The organism is Agreia sp. Leaf335, assembly GCF_001423605.1.
Classification (GTDB): Bacteria; Actinomycetota; Actinomycetes; order Actinomycetales; family Microbacteriaceae; genus Agreia.
In genome coordinates this window covers 705,211-724,258 of sequence record NZ_LMOQ01000002.1, presented here as the reverse complement: position 1 = coordinate 724,258, position 19,048 = coordinate 705,211, and the positions used below count along the sequence as shown (strand labels likewise).

The window sequence follows — 19,048 nt, the reverse complement described above, 5'->3', positions numbered from 1 at the left end:
ATCTTGCGTATGACGCAAGACATGATCGACGACGTGGTGCGCCAGCGCATCCGAAGCCTTCGGCTGTCGCTGGGCTGGACGCTCGACACTCTCGCGAGCCGGTGCTATCTCTCTCCGTCGACACTGAGCCGCATCGAGACCGGCCACCGGCGCATCGCCCTCGACCAGCTCGTGCCGATAGCCCAGGCGCTCGGTACGACTCTCGATCAACTCGTCGAACCGGAGGGCGACGACGACGTGGTGATCAGGCCGGAACCCGAGACGGGCGTCGGATCGACCATCTGGCTGTTGTCTCGCGATCGCGATCGCAGGGGCGTGATGATAGCCAAGATGCGCATCACGGCGGAGCGGGAGAAGACCGAGCAGCAGGTGCACCCCGGTTACGAGTGGTTCACGGTTCTCCAGGGGGTCCTCACCTTGCGCCTCGGCGAACGGACCATTCTCGTGCGCGAGGGCCAGGCGGCGGAGTTCTCGACGATGACGCCCCACGCGCTCGAAGCGAATGACGGGCCCGTCGAGCTGCTCACGATCTTCGATCACGATGGAGAGCGCGCGCACCTACCCGGTCATCGACCCGCGAAGAGGTAGGCCCGACCGGTTCTGCCGCGGCAGCGTCGTGGCCGGAGCGGCGGCCAGCAGCACGAGCACGAGGCCGATCACGGCCAGTCCTGCCCACCCGAGCGGAGTCAGTCGTTCGCCGATGACGAGCACGGCGAGCAGAGTGGCGACGGCGGGCTCGGCGATCGTGATCGTGGTGGCCGTGCTCGCCGGCACCCGGGCCAGGCCGATTCCGAAGAGCACGTAACCGAGGAACATTGGCACGAGCGCCATATACCCGGCGACGGCGAAGGCCTGCGATGACGCGAGCAACGGAGCCCCCGTGATCACGAGCACGGGAACAAGGAGCAGCCCTCCCATCCCGAAGACGGCGCCCATCGCCGCTCCGCGGCTCACCCCCTCGTGCATCAGTCGGTGCGCCGCCCACGAGTAGACGGCGTAGGTCGCGCCCGCGAGCAATCCGAGCACGATGCCCCAGAAGGTGCCCGAGACAGAGGCTGCGGGGCCGTCGAGTCTCGTCGCGCACAGCATGACGCTGCCGATCACGCCCAGGCCGGCCGCGAGCATCCACCACCGGCTCAGGGCTCGGCGGTCGACGACGCGTTCGAGGATGCCAGACGCCAGGGGTGCGGAGGCGAGGGAGACGACAGAGCCCACGGCTACTCCCGCCAGATGCATCGAGCTGTAGAAGGCGAGCGGGTAGACGGCCACGGAGACGGCGCCGAGAAGCACGATGCCGATCCGTGCACGAAGAGCGACGCGTGCTGCGCGCAGGGCGGGCAGCGCGACGGCAGCCTGCAACAGCCCGCCGATCCCCAACGCCGCGGATCCGATCGCCACGGGGCCCGCGGAGGGGGCGAAGGTCGCGGCGGTACCGGTCGTTCCCCACAGCACCGAGGTCACGAGGACGGCTGCCACGCCGACGAGGCGGGGCCTCGTCACACCGCGCCGTTCATGCTGCCGAGGCCGAAGCGCGCATCCACGCCGGGGCTGAACAGAACCGAGTCGGGTGCGGGGTCGACGATGCCCGGAAGCCCAGCGGCCGCGCAGAGTTCATCGTGCAGCGCGGTGACCCGGGCCGGATGGAGTACCCAGGGCTCGTGCTCGTTCGGTAGCCACAGGGTGCGGCCGAAGCGTTCTTGGAACAGTCCCCAGCGAGCGGTCAAGAACAGGGAGAGTGCGTCGTCTACCGTGCGCGTCTCATCGACCGCCACGTCGAGGCGGAAGCGTGGCTCCGGTGACCCGGGGCGCAGACCTCGCCGACGGGATGCGTACTGCCACCCGCCCGCGATCTGCCGCTGATCAGAGCGTGCCCAGATGTAAGGGAGCCCGAAAAGGGCGCGGGCGGCGATCACGGCGGGCAGGCTGGATGCTTCGAGCGAGCGGAACACCACGCCCCGGCGGCCGGCCGCGTCGACGCCGTAGAGCCGCACATTGACCTCGGTGAACGACCCCCAGCGCGAGGTCGGGGGCAGCGGGCCGATGCGCGCATCGCCGAGGCGGAAGGCGATGAGCCCCACCCACGCCGAGCCGTCGAAGAGGTCGGGCACGACACCAGGCGGAAGGAGGGGTGCGACGAGCGTGGGGTCGACCCGCCAGTGAACGAATGCGACCTGGCGCCATTCCTGGGCGGCGACGACGCCTCCGCGAAGTGGGGGAGCCGTGCGTGAGAGCTCCATTACGAGGCTGCCTTCTCGAGAGTGATGTCGCCGTCGTTGCGCAGCCTCACCCAACCGGTTCGAGGTGACCCGTCGGCTCGGCCGGCCAGCACCGGAGCCATGACGTCTGCCATGACGAGCCCTCCGAAATCGAGGCCCGTCAGGCTCTCCACGTCTTCGACGGGAACCTGGTAGCTGAGGTACGGTCCGAGCGGCGGCGGACCCCCGTCGATCAGGGCCTGCGCGCTCGCGTCGTTGAGGTCGATGTCGACGAGTTGAGATGACTGATCCAGCACGAAGGCGGCCGCTCGGAGCGAGGCGATGCCATCGACGGCAGTGGTCCAGGCGGCCACTTTCCAGAACGCCTGCGGGATGCCCACACCGCGGTACAGCGGATCGTTCAGGGCGAGGACGGGAGAGGTGAAGACGCTGATCCGATTGCGGTTCGTCTGGGCGTAGGCGAGCACGTGGTCTTCCAGCCCGAGCCACAACTCCTTCGACTGGTTGAAGTCGCCGGCCTGCGGTGCCGCGTTCGGATAGGCGAAGGTGTCGAGGTTCGCCTGCTCCGCCGTCGCACGGTCTCCCCACACCGGATCTCTGCGCCGCACCAGGTGACCTCGGTCGAGGTCGTTGCGCGCGTATACGGCCTCTCCGACCTGTTCGTCCTCGGGGATCCTGTCGTCGAGGTGCCAGTCGTCACCGCGCTCGATGTCGGTCAGTGCGTCGCCGTCGATGTTCACCCCCGTCGAGCGTGCGAGCCGTCTCACCGGATCGAGAAGGACGCTGAAGTGCGTGTAGCGCAGCTCTCGGAGGGGCGTTCCGGCCGTCGGCGCGGGTAGCGCTACCGGAACGGCGAGAAAGTCGGATCGGTATCCTGCGCGCTCCGGTGTCAAGGCATCCATCGGCCCAGTCAACCACCTGCGCACCTCGCAAACGGCCCCTCTTTCGATCATCGTCGGAATTCGTGCGGCGGGGTGTCCGCCGCCCGGCCCGAGGTCTACCGTGAGCGTCATGCACGATGATGCCGCTTCTGTTCGTTCTCGCGCCGCGCTGAGTGATCTCCTGGCGTCATGGACGACGATTCCCGCGTTCCTGTGTGACCGCTTCTTCACAGTGCTGGCGTCGAACGACGCCGCCGCCGCGTTGAGCCAGGGCTTCACAGAGGGCACCAACCTGGCGCGGTTCGCGTTTCTCGAGCCCGACGTCGATCGAGGGCACGCCAATTGGCACGAGGCGTCGGCGCAGATGGCGGCGCTGCTGAGGGAGTCGCTCGACGAGCACGAGCCGGACAGCGCTGTCGACACGATCGTGGGGGAGCTCTCGGTGCACAGTCGAGACTTCTCGGTCGCCTGGGCCGATGAATCACGCCGTGCGACGAGTCGAGGGATCGTGCCGTTCGACGACAGCCCGGTCGGTCGGATCACCTGCTCGTACTACATGTTGACCGTGCCCGAGAGCGACGACGATGTGCTCTTCATCTGGCAGCCGGTCGACGAGGTCTCTCGCAGCAGGCTCGACGAGCTCATCGAGCGGAGAAAAACCTCGGAATCGAACTGACGACGATCACAGGGCGTAGTCGATGGGCGATTCCCGGTGGGCATTCCACAGCCGCTCCAACTTGAGCGCGAGGTGGAGACTGCTCCGCGCGGATCCATCGTGGAGGGCGTCGCGAACCGCCTCTGGTGCCTTGTCCAACCGGTAGTACAGGGTCGTGCGGTGGATGTGCAGTCGTGCGCACGCGTCGGAGATCCTGCCGGCGACGTCGAGATAGACCTCCACCGTCTCGCGGTAGATCGAGTTCACCGGTTCGAGCAGCATATCGGCGGCGGGTGAGATGTCTCGCACCCGAACGGATCCCGGGGCGATGCGGCTCAGCATGATCCACGGGCCGAGCTGGTTGTGCCAGCCCATGTCGCCGAGCTCGGGCAGTGCGGCGAGGATGCCGGCGGCGCGGTGGGCCCGCTCGGCCACGGGTGCGAGGTCGTAGTCGGTGTGCTCGATGAGAGCTGCGCCGATGCCGAGCACACGCAGTTCGAAGCGGCTCGCGAACTCGCGGATCCGCTCGTCGAACGTCGTCGACTCGGGGCGTGCTCGGGTGACGAAGTACAGGCATCCGGCTCTCTCGCGCACGAACACGGCCTCCGCGCGAGACGATGCGGCGATGCGTGAGGCCAGCGCACGAGCGCGGTCTGCGCCGGCGTTCGGATCGACGATGACGGCCCACACAGACGAGTGGAAGCCGGGGTCGATCCGCTGATGCGCGACGGCGGTGCCGAAGGCCTCGTGGCGCCTGCCTGGATCGTCGTCGAGCAGCCGGGATTGGCCGATGCGGTCGTCTGTCAGATGGTAGAGACTCATGGTCGATGCAGCCCTCTGTCGCTCGAGCGGGTGATGACCGCGAGTCTATGAGCGGGGTCATGCCGCCCACCTGGCCGTGTCAGTACCACCCAGCGCACGTGTCCGTTTGTGCACCATGCTCGGCCCGACTCGCACTCACGCGGGGGCCGTCGACGCCTCCAGAATGAGAGCGGTTGCAACCGGGGCGCCAAGACGGGGGACGAGGGGATGGGCTGGTCATCGAGTCCGTTGGGGGAGTTCCTTCGCGCTCGCCGCGAACTCCTGCAACCCGAGGATGTCGGCCTGCCCCGTGAGGCCTCGCGTCGTGTTCCCGGACTGCGCAGAGAAGAAGTCGCAGCGCGTGCCGACATCAGTCCCGAGTACTACCTCCGCATCGAACAGGGTCGCGACAGACGACCGTCCGAGCAGGTCGTGCGTTCGCTCGCGAAGGCCTTGATGCTCGATGACAACGGATTGACCTACCTGTCTCGGCTCGCGCGGCCTCGTCCGTACCTTCGCGCCGTGCGCGCATCCGTGGCGGTGAGCGAGAGCGTGACCCGGCTTCTCGAGCGGTGGAAGCAGACACCCGCCTACGTGACCGATGCGAATCTCGACGTGCTGGCGTCGAACCCCATGGCGCGTCTGATCGCCCCCGAGATTCTCGTTCCCGGCACGAACCTGCTCGAGGCGGCGTATGAACGGCGAACGATGACGACGGTCATGCGCGCGGGAGAGGGGAAGCCCGACGACGAGGAGATCATCCGCGAGTACGTCGCGGCCCTGCGCTTCAACGGTGACCCGCACGACGCCCGGCTTCAGGATGTCGTGGGTCGGCTCTCGACGAGGCACCTCTCGTTTCGCCGCATCTGGGCCGAGTACGACGTGAAACCGCTCAGCGCCGGAGTCAGCGAGACTCTCATCGAGCCCTTCGGCACCGTTTCACTGAACTGGCAGACACTCGGCATTCCGCGATCGCCGGGGCAATTTCTCACGACCTACATGGCAGAGCCCGGGTCCGCGGCTGCCGCTGTTCTGCGCACCCTCTCGAGCGGAGCGTCGTCAGGCGATGAGGTCCCGATGCGTCGACTGGAACCGCCGCTGGTACTCGGAGGGAGTGATCGTGAAGCGCGCGACGAACGAGCGTCGTAGCGCCACAGGAGTCGCATAGCCCGAGCGTGCCGCGGCATCCGCCACCGAGGCCCCGGAATCGAGGAATGAGACGGCGAGGTCGAGGCGCATCGCGGTGACGTATTCCATGGGCGACATTCCGACCTCGTCTCGCATGACGCGCGTCAGGTGCCTCGGACTCACGCTCGCGATCGCCGCCAGCGAGCCCACCGTGTAGGGACGAGAAGGGTCTTCGCTGATGTGGTCCGTGATGACGGTGATCACCGGCGTGCGAGGGGAAGGGCCCTGCAGAGCCGCGGAGAACTGCGATTGGTTGCCGGAGCGTTTCATGTAGACGAGCAGCAGCTGAGCCACGGACCGCGCGACCTCGGGACCGTAGTCGAGTTCGAGCAGACAGAGAGCGAGATCGATGCCCGCAGCGACTCCGGCAGAGGTGAAGACGTTGCCGTCGTTGACGAAGATGGCCTCGGGCTGCACGTCGATCTCGGGGTAGGTCTCGGCGAGCAGAGACGTGAACTTCCAATGCGTCGTTGCCGACTTGCCCGCGAGGAGTCCCGTAGCGGCGAGACCGAACGCGCCGGTGCAGACGCCGGCGATCCGAGTCGACCGGGAAGCGAGTTCCGCGACCGAGGCGAGCAGCAAGGGGTCGGCGAACACCGTCGCCGCCTTCTCCGTGCCCGGAACGATGAGGGTGTCGAGGCGCCCCGCCTCAGCAACGGAGGTCTGAACGCCGACCTGGATGCCCATAGAGGTCATCACGGGCTCCCCGGAGCGTGAGATCGTGATGATCTCATAGCCTGCGGAGCGCTGATTGGCCTCGAAGAACACCTCTGCGGGGCCGGCGAAGTCGAGCATCTTGACGCCGTCGAACAGCAGGATGCCGACGCGCGGCGGTCGTGGAGCGAGGGAGGGCCGGGTGGCGGTCATGGTGTCCTGACGTCTACGAGCACCGAAATTATGGAGCGCAGGCTCTATTAAAGCCTACGTCGGACAGCTCGGCGATGACAGGTCAGACCGCGATCCGGTACCCCCGCTTGATGACGGTCGACACGATCCCGGGCATCGGCAGGGACTGCCTCAGTCGACTAATGGCGACGTCGGTCGCGTGGTCGTCCTGCATGTCCGGCTGCGCGGCCATGAGTTCCGCGCGCGAGAGAACCGCCCCTTCCGCGCTCAGCAGAGCCCGGAACAGGGCGAGCGAGAGCGGGGCGAGCACCGCCTCGGAGTCTCCGATGCGAACGAGCCGACCGCGCAGTTCGATGTCGCCGTGTCGGGTGGACAGACGCTGGATGCGATGCTCCTCGAGGTGCTCGCAGACGAGTCGGATGAGCGCGCCCATGCGGTAGCGCGGCGGAATGATCGCTTCGATGCCCGAGGCGACCAGGGGAGCTGCCGTGACATGGCCGACCGCCGCTGCGACCACGGGGCCCATGAAGGCCGTCTGCAGAGCGTCGAGACGGCCGGCTCCGTCGGCTGCAGAGAACAGGGCTTCGACGGCCGGCGCGCTCGTGAAGGTGACGGCGTCGAGCGAGCCGGCGCAGATGGCATCGACAAGTCTCAGCACCCGAGAAGAATCGGCGGGCAGCGACCATCGGTAGGGGGCGACGGTGAGCACGGTCGCGGCGGAATCGCGGAGCCGCTGCAGCTGCCCCTCGTCGGTGAATCCGTGCAGCTGCACGGCGACGGTCTTTCCCTCGGCGCCGTCTCGCAGCACATGGTCGACCAGAGACTTCGTGGTCTCTTCGTCGCTCATTCCCGAATCGTCGAGGCCGGCGGCGCGGACCGCGCCGCGTGCCTTCGGGCCGCGCACGAGAATACGGGTGTGGGCGAGAGTCTCGCTCAGCTCGTGGCCGATTCCTGCGGCGTCAGCGGCTTCGAACCAGCGCCGTACCCCATAGGAGGTGGTCGCGAGGAGCACGTCGGGTCGTGCCGCGATGATCGCCAGCGTGTCGGCGGTCAGCTCTGCGTCGTCATCGGCGGCGGCGATTCGGATGGCGGGTGCGTGCAGAACGTCGGCGCCCCTGCGCTCGAACGCTGCGATCAGGTCCTCCGACCTGCGGTCGCTGGTCACACCGATACGAAAACCGCGAAGCTGATCCGGGCGGAACGCTCTGACCAGAGCATCCGCGTCTGAGTCGGTCACAGGCCTCTTTCGTCAGTCGGTCGTCAGTTCGGCCGCTGCATCCTGAAGGAAGGTAGCGGCCGTCACATCGAGTTGCTCGCTCAATCGTACGACCTCGCCGATCACCACGACGGCGGGCGATCGCACTCCGAGCCGCGAGGCGAGCGGGGCGATCTCGTCGAGGGTGGCACGGGTCGTTCGCTGACTCGTCGAGAAGCCCTTCTCGACGACGGCTACGGGCATCGAGGCAGACATGCCGGCTCGCGCAAGGCCCGCCGTGAGATGCGGCAGGGTCCCCACGCCCATCAGCACGACGATCGTGCCGCCCAGGCCTGCCAGATGCAGCAGCTCGTTCTCGCTGAGCGGCACGTGGCCCGACACCACCGTGAACAGCCGGGAGATCTCGCGATGAGTGACGGGGATGCCAGCTGCGCCGGGGACTGCGATGGCGCTGGTGACGCCGGAGACGACCGTCACGGGGACCCCGGCCCGGCTGCACGCGATGACCTCTTCGCCGCCTCGTCCGAAGACGAAAGGGTCGCCGCCCTTCAGCCGAACGACGGTCTTTCCCGCGAGCGCCGCCTCGACGAGCAGCTCTTGGATCTCGGTCTGGTTCACCGCGTGGTGACCCGGCGTCTTGCCCACGTTGACCAGCTCGGCGCCCGGAGCCCACTCGGCCAGCCGTGCGATCGGACCGAGGCGGTCGAAGAAGACGATGTCGGCCTCCCGCAGCGCGGCGAGCGCCGCGACAGTGAGAAGCTGGCCGTCGCCGGGACCGCCGCCGACGAGGGTCACCCGGCCGATCGGCAGCGTCGGACTCGGTGGCTCCGTCGTGAGCCAGATGCGCGCGTCTCGCGTTGCGCGCTCCAGCGAATCGGTGGTCGCCGAATCGACACCGACCGAGATCACGAGGTCGACCGACGACACGAGGGTCTTCCACTCGAGGCGGTTCACGGGCACGACGACGCGCACGACGTTGTCACGCGCACGCGAATCGTCACCACTCCCATCATCGGCGAGGTAGACGCGCGCGCCCGACGCCACGCAGCGCGCGATGGTGTGCCGCGCGTGACCGGCGTGCCCGACGACCAGAACGCGGCGGCCCGTGAGGTTCACGGAGATGTCCATGGGCTTATTGTCCCTTTCGCACGGGAATCGACGGTCCCGAGACGAGAACACGTTCCTCTGCTGCGGCCCGCTCGTCAGGGCGGGCCGGTCTCGGTTGGTCGCGTTCGGTGACCTGCACCACGTTCGGATCCGCGGTGCGCGGGGCATTCACGAACGAGCGGAACCGACGAAGCCGCTCAGGGTCGTTCAGCGTCGCCGCCCATTCGTCTTCGTAGTTGCCGACGTGCTCGGCCATCGCGGCCTCGAGCTCGTCGGCCAGCCCGAGCGAGTCGTTGCAGACGACGTCGCGCACGTGGTCGAGTCCGCCGGGCAGTTCCTCCTGCCAGCGTGCCGTGCGCTGCAGGCGGTCGGCGGTGCGGATGTAGTACATGAGGTATCGGTCGATGTATGCGATGAGCGTCTTGTCGTCGAGGTCCTGGGCGAGCAGCAGAGCGTGCGCCGGCTGATAGCCCCCGTTGCCACCCACGTACAGATTCCACCCCTGCTCGGTGGCGATGATGCCGATGTCCTTGCTGCGCGCCTCCGCGCATTCGCGGGCGCAACCAGAGACTCCGAGCTTGAATTTGTGCGGCGACCGCAACCCTCGATAGCGCAACTCGAGCTCGATGGCCATCGCCACGGCATCCTGCACGCCGAAACGACACCAGGTCGAGCCCACGCACGACTTCACCGTGCGCAGCGACTTGCCGTAGGCCTGTCCCGACTCGAAGCCCGCGTCGACGAGGATCTTCCAGATGTCGGGAAGATGCTCGAGACGAGCGCCGAACATGTCGATGCGCAGCCCGCCCGTGAGCTTCGTATAGAGATTGAACTGCTCGGCCACCTCGGCGATCACCTTGAGCTTGGCCGGGGTGATCTCCCCACCCGGAATGCGGGGGACGACCGAGTACGTGCCGTCTTTCTGCATATTCGCGAGGGCCCGGTCGTTCGTGTCCTGCAGGGCGCCGCTTCCGGAGTCGAGGATGTATTTCGAGGTCTGGGTGGCCAGGATCGACGCCATCACGGGTTTGCACACGTCGCAGCCGAGGCCGCGCCCGAAGTGCTCCATGATCTGCTCGTAACTGGTGAGCTGCAGAATGCGCACGGCCTCGAACAGCTCGCTGCGGCTGAGATCGACGTGCTCGCAGAGGGCCTTCGACACCTCGATTCCGGCTTTGGAGAGCTCGGTCTCGAGAATCTTCTTGACCAGCGGCACGCACGATCCGCACTGGGTTCCCGCCCGGGTACACGCCTTGAGCGGCCCCAGCTCGGTGCACGCCTCCGCGTGCTCGCCGCGGATCGCTTCGCGTACGGCTCCGACCGAGACGTTGTTGCACGAGCACAGCTGAACGTCGTCGGGCAGCTCGGCGCTCGCGGGGGCCTCGACGCCGGCAGCAGAAAGGTAGGCGCTGGGCTCGCCCGGAAGCTCTCGGCCGAGGAGAGGCCTCAGCGCGGTGTACGGCGCGGCATCTCCCACGAAGATGCCGCCGAGCAGCGTCTTGGCATCGTTCGAGACGACGATCTTCTGGTAGATGCCACGTGCAGGATCTGCGTAGACGACCTCGAGGGCACCGTCGGATGCTCCGAGTGCGTCGCCGAAGCTCGCCACCTCGACGCCCGACAGCTTGAGTTTCGTCGCGTCGTCGATGCCGGGGAAGCTCGCGGCGCCGCCGTGGATCCTGTCGGCCACGACCTCGGCCATGGCGTTCGCCGGAGCGACGAGACCCACGCAGACACCGCCGACGCTCGCGACCTCGCCGATCGCCCAGACGCCTGGGTGAGACGAGCCGCAGTCGTCACCGATGGCGATGCCGCCTCGCGCGCCGATATCGAGCCCCGCCGCACGCGCGAGTTCGTCGCGCGGGGTGATGCCGATCGAGAACACCACGAGATCGGCGCTGATGGCCCGGCCGTCGGTCAACTCGACGCCGAGCACTCTGCCGGAAGGGCCGGTGAGCACCTGGGTCGGCCGGTTTCCCAGAGCGAGCGTCACTCCCTGAGCCTCGATCAGGCGACCGAGGGCCTGTCCGGCACCCTCGTCGAGTTGAGCCGACATCAGCCATCTGCCGGAGTGCACGATCGTCGAGCGGGCTCCAAGCCTCTGGAGGCCACCGGCGGCCTCGAGTCCGAGAAGGCCGCCGCCCACCACGACCACATCGGCGGGGCGACCGAGACTCGTCGCCAGCCTCGAGGCCTCGGCCACGAGGAAGTCGACGTCCTCGATGGTGCGGTAGACGTATCCCGACGATGCGCCGGGGATCGGAGGAACCGTCGCCGTCGAACCCGTGGCGAAGACCAGGTCGTCGTACGACAGGATGCTGCCGTCCGCCAGTTCGACGGAACACGCCTCGAGGTCGACTCGGCTCGCGGCGACGCCGCCCCGGTATGTGATTCCCGGCGAACTCCACAGTTCCCTGTCGCCGAGGGTCAGATCCTCCGATGACACGAGACGGCGGGAGAGGGCCACGCGGTCGTACGGCAGATGTGTCTCTTCGCCGACGACGGTCACCGTCACGCCGGGAGAGTCGCCGTGGGCACGGCGCGAGTGCACCGACTCGGCGAACCTGTGCGCGGCGGGTCCGCCACCGATGACGACGACTCGATGAGCTCGATCGCCAGAGAAGTTCGGGCTCGTCATGGCTGTGCCTTCCACGTGCGTCGTCAGGGGATGCTCGAAGCCTAGGCAGCCTCGATTTCCTCACGATTGCGCCCACGTAACAGTGTGTGACGCGCGCCTCACCGTCTTCCGGCGGCGCCGAGAGGTCTTTGTTACGCGACTGTCATGGCAGCGGTCAGAGGGCGAAATCTACGCCGCCTAGGTTGAGGGCATCCCCGTTCGCGACCGCGCCAGAAAGGCTCGACCTATGACGACCTGGATTCCCGTCTGCCGCCTCGACGACCTCGAAGTGCTCTGGGGTGAGGCCGTGCTCCTCGACGGCGAGCAGTTCGCGCTCTTCCGCCTCCCCGGCGACCGCGTCCACGCCGTCTCGAACGAGGATCCGGCCACCGGGTCGCAGGTGCTGGCGCGCGGCATCGTCGGTTCGAGGGGAGACCGGGTCACGATCGCCTCGCCGCTGCACAAGCAGGTCTACGACCTCGAGACAGGGGAGTGCTACAGCACGCCGGAGTACAGCCTGCCGGTCGTCGGTGTTCGTGTCGTCGACGGCGTCGTCGAGATCGCGCGCACGAGTCGGTCCGGCGCGGGCACCGGCGTAGCCGCGTGATGACCGCACGCCCCGTCCTGCTGGCCGCATCCCACGGAACGAGCGATCCGTCGGGACGGCGTGCCGTCGCATCCCTCGTCTCGGCCGTCGCTGAACGTCGGCGCGACCTGACCGTCGTCGGCTCGTTCGTCGATGTGCAGCAGCCCGATGTACCGACGGCGCTCGACACGATCGGCCCGGGCACTCCCGTGGTGATCGTGCCGCTTCTGCTCTCGACCGGCTATCACGTGCACGTCGACCTCGCCGAGGCGGCGGCCGAGGCCGTCCGTTCGCCGACGCCGCGTGAGGTCGTCGTGACGTCGGCCCTCGGCCCGGATGCGCGGCTGTCGCGCATCCTGGCAGAGAGGCTCGCGTCCGCCAGTCTCCGAGACGACGACACCGTGGTGCTCGCCGCCGCAGGATCGAGCGACTCCGGCGCGGTGGAGGACTGCCGGGCGATGGGGTCGCTGCTCGCAGCAGAGCTGAAGAGACCCGTGACCGTGGGATTCCTCTCCGCTGCTGAGCCGAGGCTCGAGCAGGCGGTCACGACTGTTCGCGCCGAGTCGCCCGGTCGACGCGTGGTCGTCGCGAGCTACCTGCTCGCCCCCGGCTACTTCCAGTCCCTGGTGCACCGCGCGGGTGCCGACGTCGTGACGGATCCCTTGCTGATCGACGGGCAGAGCCCTCCGCCCGAGCTCGTCGACGTTGTCGTCGATCGCTTCGAGCGGCAATGTGACGAGCATGTTTCCGAGGCCTATCAGACCGGTCGCACGCGTGCGACGACCTGGTGACCGAACGGTAATCGCTGAGGCCGTCGGCTGAAACACCGCGTGGCTAGCGTCGACACCGACAGCTCGTCTACCCGCACCCTCGACCATCGGAGAACGTCTTGACCCACACCGAAACACCCTCCGCACCGCTCGTCGCCGATACGACGACGCCCCCCGGGCTCGTGATGCGCCCGGGCCGCTGGATCGACAACTGGAACGCGGAGGATCCCGCCCAATGGGAGGGTGGAGGAAAGCAGATCGCGGCCCGCAACCTCAGATGGTCGATCTTCGCCGAGTTCCTCGGCTTCGTCATTTGGCAGCTCTGGAGCATCGTCGTCGTGTCACTGCCGGCGGTCGGCTTCACCTTCGACACCGGTCAGATCTTCTGGCTGATCTCCATCCCCAGCCTGGTCGGCGCGACCCTGCGCTTTCCGTACAGCTTCATGGTGCCGAAGTTCGGCGGCCGGAACTGGACGATCATCTCGGCAGGCCTGCTTCTGATTCCGGCGACCGGCCTCGCGATCTGTGTCGGGCATCCGGACACGCCGTTCGGCGTCATGCTCGGCGTCGCGGCGCTCGCGGGCCTCGGCGGCGGAAACTTCGCCAGCTCGATGTCGAATATTACCTACTTCTATCCCCAGAGTCAGAAGGGATGGGCGCTCGGCTTGAACGCGGCCGGCGGCAACCTGGGCGCATCCGTCGCACAGCTCGTCGTGCCGATCGCCATCACCATCGGCGCGGCAGTGACCCTCAACCTGCCGCTCGCCGGGTGGATCTGGATTCCGTTCATCCTTCTCGCGATGTGGGGCGCCTACCGCCACATGGACAACCTCTCGAGCGCCAAGTCCGACTTCAGAGCCTCGCTCGCCGCGCTGCGAGAGCCGCATCTCTGGATTCTCGCCCTGCTGTACATCGGCACGTTCGGGTCGTTCATCGGATTCGCCAGCGTTTTTCCCAAGCTCATCGCCGACCAGTTTCCCGACTTCTCGACCTTCGCCGTCGGGTCGGCGTCGATCTCGCTCGCCTTTCTCGGAGCTCTGGTGGGCTCGCTTTCGCGGCCCTACGGCGGGCGGCTCGCCGACCGCTTCGGCGGTGCCCGCGTGACGATGGCCGCCTTCGCGGTGATGGCGCTCGGCGCCCTCGCCGTGACGTGGACGATCGGTATGAACAACTTCTGGATCTTCCTGGGCTGTTTCCTCCTGCTCTTCGTGGCGGGCGGTGTGGGCAACGGCTCCACCTACCGCATGATCCCGAGCGTCTTCGCGGCCCGGTCCGGCGTCACGGACGCGGCGACGAACTCCGGAGACGTGTCGACACAGCGCAAGACCGCGGCCTCGCTCGGCCTCATCTCTGCAATCGGGGCGTACGGAGGGTTCGTCATCCCGCAGATGCTGGGCCTCTCGAAGACCTCGACGGGCGACTACACGAGTGCGCTGAACATGTTCGTCGTGGCCTACGTCGTGTTGATGATCGTCACCGGAGTCGTCTACCTGCGCCGCGGCTCCGCGTTCAGCGGCCAGCGCATCTGATCCGACCGAGCCGACACAAAGGACCTGCCCTAGATGACGAGCCGGAACACCCGCACCCATTGCCCGTACTGTGCGCTGCAATGTGCCATGACCCTGTCGCCGTCGGCCGCGGCCGGTGCTTCGTTGAGCGTCTCGGGTCGCGACTTTCCCACGAATCGCGGCGGGCTGTGCAAGAAGGGCTGGACCTCGGCCGAGCTCATCGACTCGCCGCAACGCATCAGCTCGCCGCTCATGCGCGATGCGAAGGGCGAGCTCGTCGCGGCGTCGTGGGAGGACGCTCTCGACGCGGTAGCGGATACGGTGGCCCGCAGCCGAGCGGAGTTCGGGGCGGATTCGGTGGGTGTCTTCGGCGGAGGCGGACTGACCAACGAGAAGGCCTATCAGCTGGGCAAGTTCGCTCGCGTCGCGCTGGGAACGTCGCGCATCGACTACAACGGGCGGTTTTGCATGTCGTCCGCGGCCGCGGCCGGCAACCGGGCTTTCGGCCTCGACCGTGGCCTGCCCTTTCCCCTCGACGATCTCGATCGGGCGTCGACGATCATGATGCTCGGCTCGAACGTCGCCGAGACCATGCCGCCGTTCATCGGACATCTGGCCGGTGCGCGCGCGGCTGGCGGCCTCATCGTCGTCGACCCCCGTCGATCGCCGACGGCCCGCCTCACGGAGGACGGGGGAGGCATGCACGTGCAGCCCACACCGGGCAGCGATCTGATTCTGCTTCTGGGGCTCACCCACATCGTGATCGCCGAGAGGCTGCACGACGTCGAGTATCTCGAGCGCCGCACGAGCGGATTCGACAGCGTCCGACGGAGCGTCAGCTCCTGGTGGCCAGAGAGAGTGCAGTCTCGAACCGGCGTTCCGGTGCACCAGCTGCGGGCGATCGCGCGTCGGCTCGCGCAGGGTGAGGGAACCTACATCCTCACCGGCAGGGGAGTGGAGCAGCACGCCGACGGCACCGACACCGCGACCGCCGCCATCAATCTGAGCCTCGTGCTCGGCCTCGTGGGCAGCGCGACGGGCGGCTACGGAACGTTGACGGGGCAGGGCAACGGCCAGGGCGGTCGCGAACACGGACAGAAGAGCGACCAGCTGCCCGGATACCGGAAGATCACCGATGCCGCGGCTCGCGCCCACGTCGCGACGGTCTGGGGCGTCGAGGCGGCGTCGCTGCCAGGCCCGGGCCTCCCGGCCGTCGAACTGCTGCAGTCTCTCGGAATGGACGGCGGCGTGCGATGCCTTCTCGTGCACGGTTCGAACGTCGTGGTCTCCGCGCCCGACGTGTCCGCCGTCCGTGCCGGACTCGCCCGCCTCGACCTGCTCGTCGTCTGCGATTTCTTTCTCTCCGAGACCGCGTCGCTCGCCGACGTCGTTTTGCCCGTCACGCAGTGGGCGGAGGAGGAGGGCACGATGACGAATCTCGAGGGCCGCGTCCTGCGTCGACGCAGAGCGATCGACCCTCCCGAGGGCGTGCGCAGCGAGCTGTGGATTCTGAGCGAGCTGGCACGTCGGCTCGGCTCCGCCGGTCGGTTCAGCACCGACGCTCCGACCGTGTTCGACGAGCTGTGCCGGGCCTCTGAGGGCGGGCTCGCTGACTACTCGGGGCTCAGCTACGACGCGCTCGACGACGATACTGCTGCGGCGTACTGGCCCTACCCCCGCGGATCGTCGGGAACCCCGCGTCTCTTCGTCGACGCCTTCGCTCACGCCGATGACCGCGCCCGTCTCGTCGCGGTGAAAGCGACCGAACGAGACGGGGTGGCGCAGAGAGACGGCGTCGTCACTCTCATCACCGGTCGCCTGCTCGAGCACTACCAGTCGGGAGCACAGACCCGTCGGGTGCCGGAGCTTCTGACCGCGAAACCGGAGGCACGGATGCAGATCCACCCTGCCACGGCCGAGTTGCTCGGTATCGACGACGGATGCCGGGTCGAACTGAGCCGGGGCGACGCCATCGTGAGCTGCCGGGCCGAGTGGAGCCTCGGAATCCGCCCCGACACCGTCTTCCTGCCCTTCCACTTCGGCGGCGAGCAGTGCGCGAACCTCCTGACCGAACAGGTCACCGACCCGGTCTCGGGCATGCCCGAGTTCAAGCGCACCACCGTTCGCATCCGCTCTCTCGACACGGTCGCCCTACCGGAGGTCGTTCATGTCTGAGTCGCCGCTCCGTGTCGTCGTGATCGGATATGGACCCGTGGGTGCACGCCTCGTCGACGAACTGCTGCCGGCCGTGTCCGCCGGGCTCATCGCGGTCACCGTGGTCGGAGCGGAGGCCGACGCCGCGTACAACAGGGTGCTCATCGCCGAACTCGCCGTCGGGCGCGCCGACAGGGAGAGTCTCGAGGTGACCGACCCGGGCGAGGCCATCGCGGCCGGTGTTTCCGTGCGCACCGGCGTCGCCGCTGTGTCGATCGAGCGCACGCGCCGCACGGTGACGCTGAGCGACGGCTCCACGATCGGATACGACCGCGTGGTCCTCGCCACCGGTGCCCGGGCGAACGTGCCCACGCTCGCAGGGGTCACCCGTCTGCGTTATGACCATCGCCCTCCTGCGGCTGATGCCAGCCGACTCGACTCGGCCGAGGCACCTCTGCCTCGCGGCATCACCGCGCTGCGCGATCTGGCCGACGCCGACACCGTGGCACGCGCAGTGAGTCTCGGTCAGAGAATCCTCGTTCTCGGAGCGGGAGTGCTGGGTATGGAGCTCGCCCTGGCCGCCGCCGAGGCCGGAGCGGAGGTGGGCGTGGTCTATCACGGCGAGATCCCCATGGCACGTCAGCTCGATCGCGGCGCCGGTCTGCTGCTCGCCCGAGGCGCCCGCCATTCGTCGGTGAGCATGATCTCGCGTTCTCCTGCGGAGAGCGTCGTCTTTCGTCAGGACCACGACGGGGTGGATCGATTCGATGCGCTCGTGTGCGCGGACGGCAAACAGATCTCGGCGGATCTGCTGGTACTCAGCTGCGGTGTCGGCGCCCGCAGCGAGCTCGCTCGGCTCTGCGGCCTCGACGTGGCCACGGGCATCCTCGTCGACGAGCGACTCACCTGCTGGAGCGACGATCGAATCCATGCCATCGGCGACTGCGCACAGATCGCGGCACGACCGAGTATCGGCGATTCTCAGGCTCCGCCTCGCGGTGCACCGTCCGGCCTCATCGGTCCAGGCTGGCGTCAGGCCGACTGGCTCGCCCGGTCGTTGACCGCTAGCGCCTCAGGGCTCGCGAAGCCCGAACCTCTCGAGGTCGACCGCGATGCCGTGGTCATGCTGAAGGCATCCGGCATCGACGTCGTCGCCGTGGGCGACGTCTCGAGAGATGCGCTCGACGACCTCGCCGACGACGTGCACGGCGGAGCCGTAGCGCACACGAGCGGATGCCGCCACGAACCGCCCCGCAGAGTGTCGAGTTGGATGGACGCGGAGCACGGCCGCTACGTGAAGATGATCACGCGAGCGGGGGTGCTCGAGGCGCTCGTCTGCGTGGGAATGCCCCGCGCAGCCGCCGAGCTTACGCTGCTCTTCGAACGACGCAGCGAACTCCCCACGGATCGTTCCGTGCTGTTGCGTCACGACGGCCCCGACGTCGACGATGCGTCGACGGGCGACATGTTCGCGGGGGACGCCACCGTGTGCTGGTGTAATGCCGTTACGGTCGGAGCCATCGCGACAGCCGCCGAGGCGGGACATGCCAGCGTGGCGTGCATCGGCAAGGCGACGCGCGCGGGCACGGGATGCGGCGGCTGCAAGGAGCGCATCGCGCACGTGCTCGAGCACGTCGCGGTGCTTACGCCCTGAGCACGTCGTCGATCTGGCCCATGGCAAGGGTCATGCCCTCTTCCATGCCCATCTCGACCATCTTCTCGAGCTGGTCGATACTCACGAATCGACTCAGGGTGGTCATCCGAGTTCCTCCGTCGATCGACTCGAACGTCACCGTCGCCCTGACGGGCGCGATCGAGTCGTCGGGTTCGCCGTTCTCGTCTGCGAAACCGTCGTCGAATTCGAGGCGAGCGGGAGCCTCGACCGCGGTGATCAGCCACCATCCGCCCGCCTTCGTGCCATCGGGCCCCGTCATGACATACGCCGAGCGCGAGCCGACCGACAGCTCGTGCTGCGTGAACGTGGCGGGCCAGGTGGGCGGCCCCCACCAGCGCTCGAGCTGGCGCGGGTCCTCCCAGACCTGCCAGACCCGTTCGACGTCGGCCGAGAACTCGGCGACGAAGGTGAGGGTGAGTGCGTCGGTGTCCTTCTCAACGCTGATGACGGTCATGACTTCTCCTTGGCGGTGTCTTCGGCGAGTATCTCGTCGATGCGGAGGGCGCGTTTCGCCCAGATCTGCTCGTAGGCCTGCAGCAATGTGGTTGCCTGGCCGATGGTCTCGATGCGGCTGTGCACGAGCTGCTCGCGACCGCGCCGTTCTTTCGTGACGAGAAGGGCGCGCTCGAGCACCTGCACGTGCTTCTGCACGGCAGCGAAGCTCATGTCGTAGCGCTCGGCGAGAGCGGTCACCGAATGCTCGGAGGTGAGCACGCGGCTCACGATGTCGCGCCTGGTCGCATCCGCCAGGGCCTGGAAGATGCGATCGATCTCGGAATCTGTCAGTTCAGATACAACCATTTGGTTGTACGTTACCGCGCGTTCGGC

The 19,048-nt window shown here is 67.7% G+C and carries 18 protein-coding genes; 8 read left to right on the top strand and 10 right to left on the bottom strand.

Annotation, left to right across the window (positions count from 1 at the left end; all coding sequences use genetic code 11):
- Positions 1-9 precede the first annotated feature (9 nt).
- Positions 10-588 carry a helix-turn-helix domain-containing protein gene (locus tag ASF79_RS09475; protein ID WP_055781866.1) on the top strand — a complete coding sequence of 193 codons (579 nt, stop codon included), beginning with the start codon at positions 10-12 and terminating at the stop codon, positions 586-588.
- Here the strand turns inward: ASF79_RS09475 and ASF79_RS09470 are convergent.
- Genes ASF79_RS09470 through ASF79_RS09460 form a run of 3 tightly spaced genes read right to left on the bottom strand, consistent with a single transcriptional unit; the run spans position 559 to position 3,118 of the window.
- Positions 559-1,500 carry an EamA family transporter gene (locus ASF79_RS09470; RefSeq protein ID WP_055854113.1) on the bottom strand — a complete coding sequence of 314 codons (942 nt, stop codon included), beginning with the start codon at positions 1,498-1,500 and terminating at the stop codon, positions 559-561. The genes ASF79_RS09475 and ASF79_RS09470 overlap by 30 nt on opposite strands.
- On the bottom strand, positions 1,497-2,237 hold the full coding sequence (locus tag ASF79_RS09465) for a YqjF family protein (RefSeq protein ID WP_055854111.1): 741 nt from the start codon (positions 2,235-2,237) through the stop codon (positions 1,497-1,499). The genes ASF79_RS09470 and ASF79_RS09465 overlap by 4 nt, the downstream gene beginning before the upstream one ends.
- Entirely contained in the window at positions 2,237-3,118 is an 882-nt protein-coding gene (locus tag ASF79_RS09460) for a DNA/RNA non-specific endonuclease (RefSeq protein WP_055854108.1), read from the bottom strand. Before ASF79_RS09460 ends, ASF79_RS09465 begins: the two co-directional genes overlap by 1 nt.
- 109 nt (positions 3,119-3,227) lie before the next feature.
- On the opposite strand from ASF79_RS09460, the gene ASF79_RS09455 reads away from it, so the two are divergent.
- Positions 3,228-3,773, top strand: a complete 546-nt coding sequence (locus ASF79_RS09455) for an MmyB family transcriptional regulator (RefSeq protein ID WP_156366197.1) — start codon at positions 3,228-3,230, stop codon at positions 3,771-3,773.
- 6 nt (positions 3,774-3,779) lie between these two features.
- Here the strand turns inward: ASF79_RS09455 and ASF79_RS09450 are convergent, their stop codons facing one another.
- Positions 3,780-4,574: a helix-turn-helix domain-containing protein gene (locus ASF79_RS09450; protein ID WP_055854102.1), complete on the bottom strand. Its 795-nt coding sequence runs from the start codon at positions 4,572-4,574 to the stop codon at positions 3,780-3,782.
- 207 nt (positions 4,575-4,781) lie between these two features.
- On the opposite strand from ASF79_RS09450, the gene ASF79_RS09445 reads away from it, so the two are divergent.
- Positions 4,782-5,702 (top strand): helix-turn-helix transcriptional regulator, encoded by a 921-nt coding sequence (locus ASF79_RS09445; protein ID WP_055854100.1) that lies wholly within the window; start codon positions 4,782-4,784, stop codon positions 5,700-5,702.
- Here ASF79_RS09445 and ASF79_RS09440 read toward each other — a convergent pair.
- The 4 genes from ASF79_RS09440 to nirB all read right to left on the bottom strand — a co-directional run bounded on the left by ASF79_RS09440 (position 5,613) and on the right by nirB (position 11,548).
- A complete protein-coding gene (locus tag ASF79_RS09440; protein ID WP_055854097.1) occupies positions 5,613-6,608 on the bottom strand; it encodes a GlxA family transcriptional regulator in 996 nt (331 codons plus the stop codon). The genes ASF79_RS09445 and ASF79_RS09440 overlap by 90 nt on opposite strands.
- Before the next feature lie 82 nt (positions 6,609-6,690).
- The gene (locus tag ASF79_RS09435; protein ID WP_055854094.1) at positions 6,691-7,824 is read right to left on the bottom strand and encodes a uroporphyrinogen-III synthase; all 1,134 of its coding nucleotides are present in this window, start codon (positions 7,822-7,824) and stop codon (positions 6,691-6,693) included.
- A 12-nt stretch (positions 7,825-7,836) separates the two neighbouring features.
- Positions 7,837-8,931 (bottom strand): uroporphyrinogen-III C-methyltransferase, encoded by a 1,095-nt coding sequence (gene cobA / locus ASF79_RS09430; protein WP_082466166.1) that lies wholly within the window; start codon positions 8,929-8,931, stop codon positions 7,837-7,839.
- A gap of 4 nt (positions 8,932-8,935) precedes the next feature.
- Positions 8,936-11,548: a nitrite reductase large subunit NirB gene (gene nirB / locus ASF79_RS09425; RefSeq protein ID WP_055854092.1), complete on the bottom strand. Its 2,613-nt coding sequence runs from the start codon at positions 11,546-11,548 to the stop codon at positions 8,936-8,938.
- Between the two features lie 226 nt (positions 11,549-11,774).
- On the opposite strand from nirB, the gene nirD reads away from it, so the two are divergent.
- The 5 genes from nirD (at position 11,775) to ASF79_RS09400 (ending at position 18,199) form a co-directional block, all read left to right on the top strand.
- A complete protein-coding gene (gene nirD, locus ASF79_RS09420; protein WP_055854088.1) occupies positions 11,775-12,134 on the top strand; it encodes a nitrite reductase small subunit NirD in 360 nt (119 codons plus the stop codon).
- Positions 12,134-12,904 (top strand): sirohydrochlorin chelatase, encoded by a 771-nt coding sequence (locus ASF79_RS09415; protein WP_082495786.1) that lies wholly within the window; start codon positions 12,134-12,136, stop codon positions 12,902-12,904. Before nirD ends, ASF79_RS09415 begins: the two co-directional genes overlap by 1 nt.
- Before the next feature lie 98 nt (positions 12,905-13,002).
- Positions 13,003-14,412, top strand: a complete 1,410-nt coding sequence (locus tag ASF79_RS09410) for an MFS transporter (protein WP_055854085.1) — start codon at positions 13,003-13,005, stop codon at positions 14,410-14,412.
- A gap of 33 nt (positions 14,413-14,445) precedes the next feature.
- Positions 14,446-16,566, top strand: a complete 2,121-nt coding sequence (locus ASF79_RS09405) for a molybdopterin oxidoreductase family protein (protein WP_055854082.1) — start codon at positions 14,446-14,448, stop codon at positions 16,564-16,566.
- Entirely contained in the window at positions 16,559-18,199 is a 1,641-nt protein-coding gene (locus ASF79_RS09400; protein WP_055854079.1) for an FAD-dependent oxidoreductase, read from the top strand. Before ASF79_RS09405 ends, ASF79_RS09400 begins: the two co-directional genes overlap by 8 nt.
- Here ASF79_RS09400 and ASF79_RS09395 read toward each other — a convergent pair.
- Together ASF79_RS09395 and ASF79_RS09390 are read right to left on the bottom strand one after the other, a co-directional pair.
- Positions 18,189-18,674 (bottom strand): SRPBCC family protein, encoded by a 486-nt coding sequence (locus ASF79_RS09395; RefSeq protein ID WP_055854077.1) that lies wholly within the window; start codon positions 18,672-18,674, stop codon positions 18,189-18,191. The genes ASF79_RS09400 and ASF79_RS09395 overlap by 11 nt on opposite strands.
- Positions 18,671-19,021 carry an ArsR/SmtB family transcription factor gene (locus ASF79_RS09390; protein WP_055854074.1) on the bottom strand — a complete coding sequence of 117 codons (351 nt, stop codon included), beginning with the start codon at positions 19,019-19,021 and terminating at the stop codon, positions 18,671-18,673. Before ASF79_RS09390 ends, ASF79_RS09395 begins: the two co-directional genes overlap by 4 nt.
- Positions 19,022-19,048: the final 27 nt, after the last annotated feature.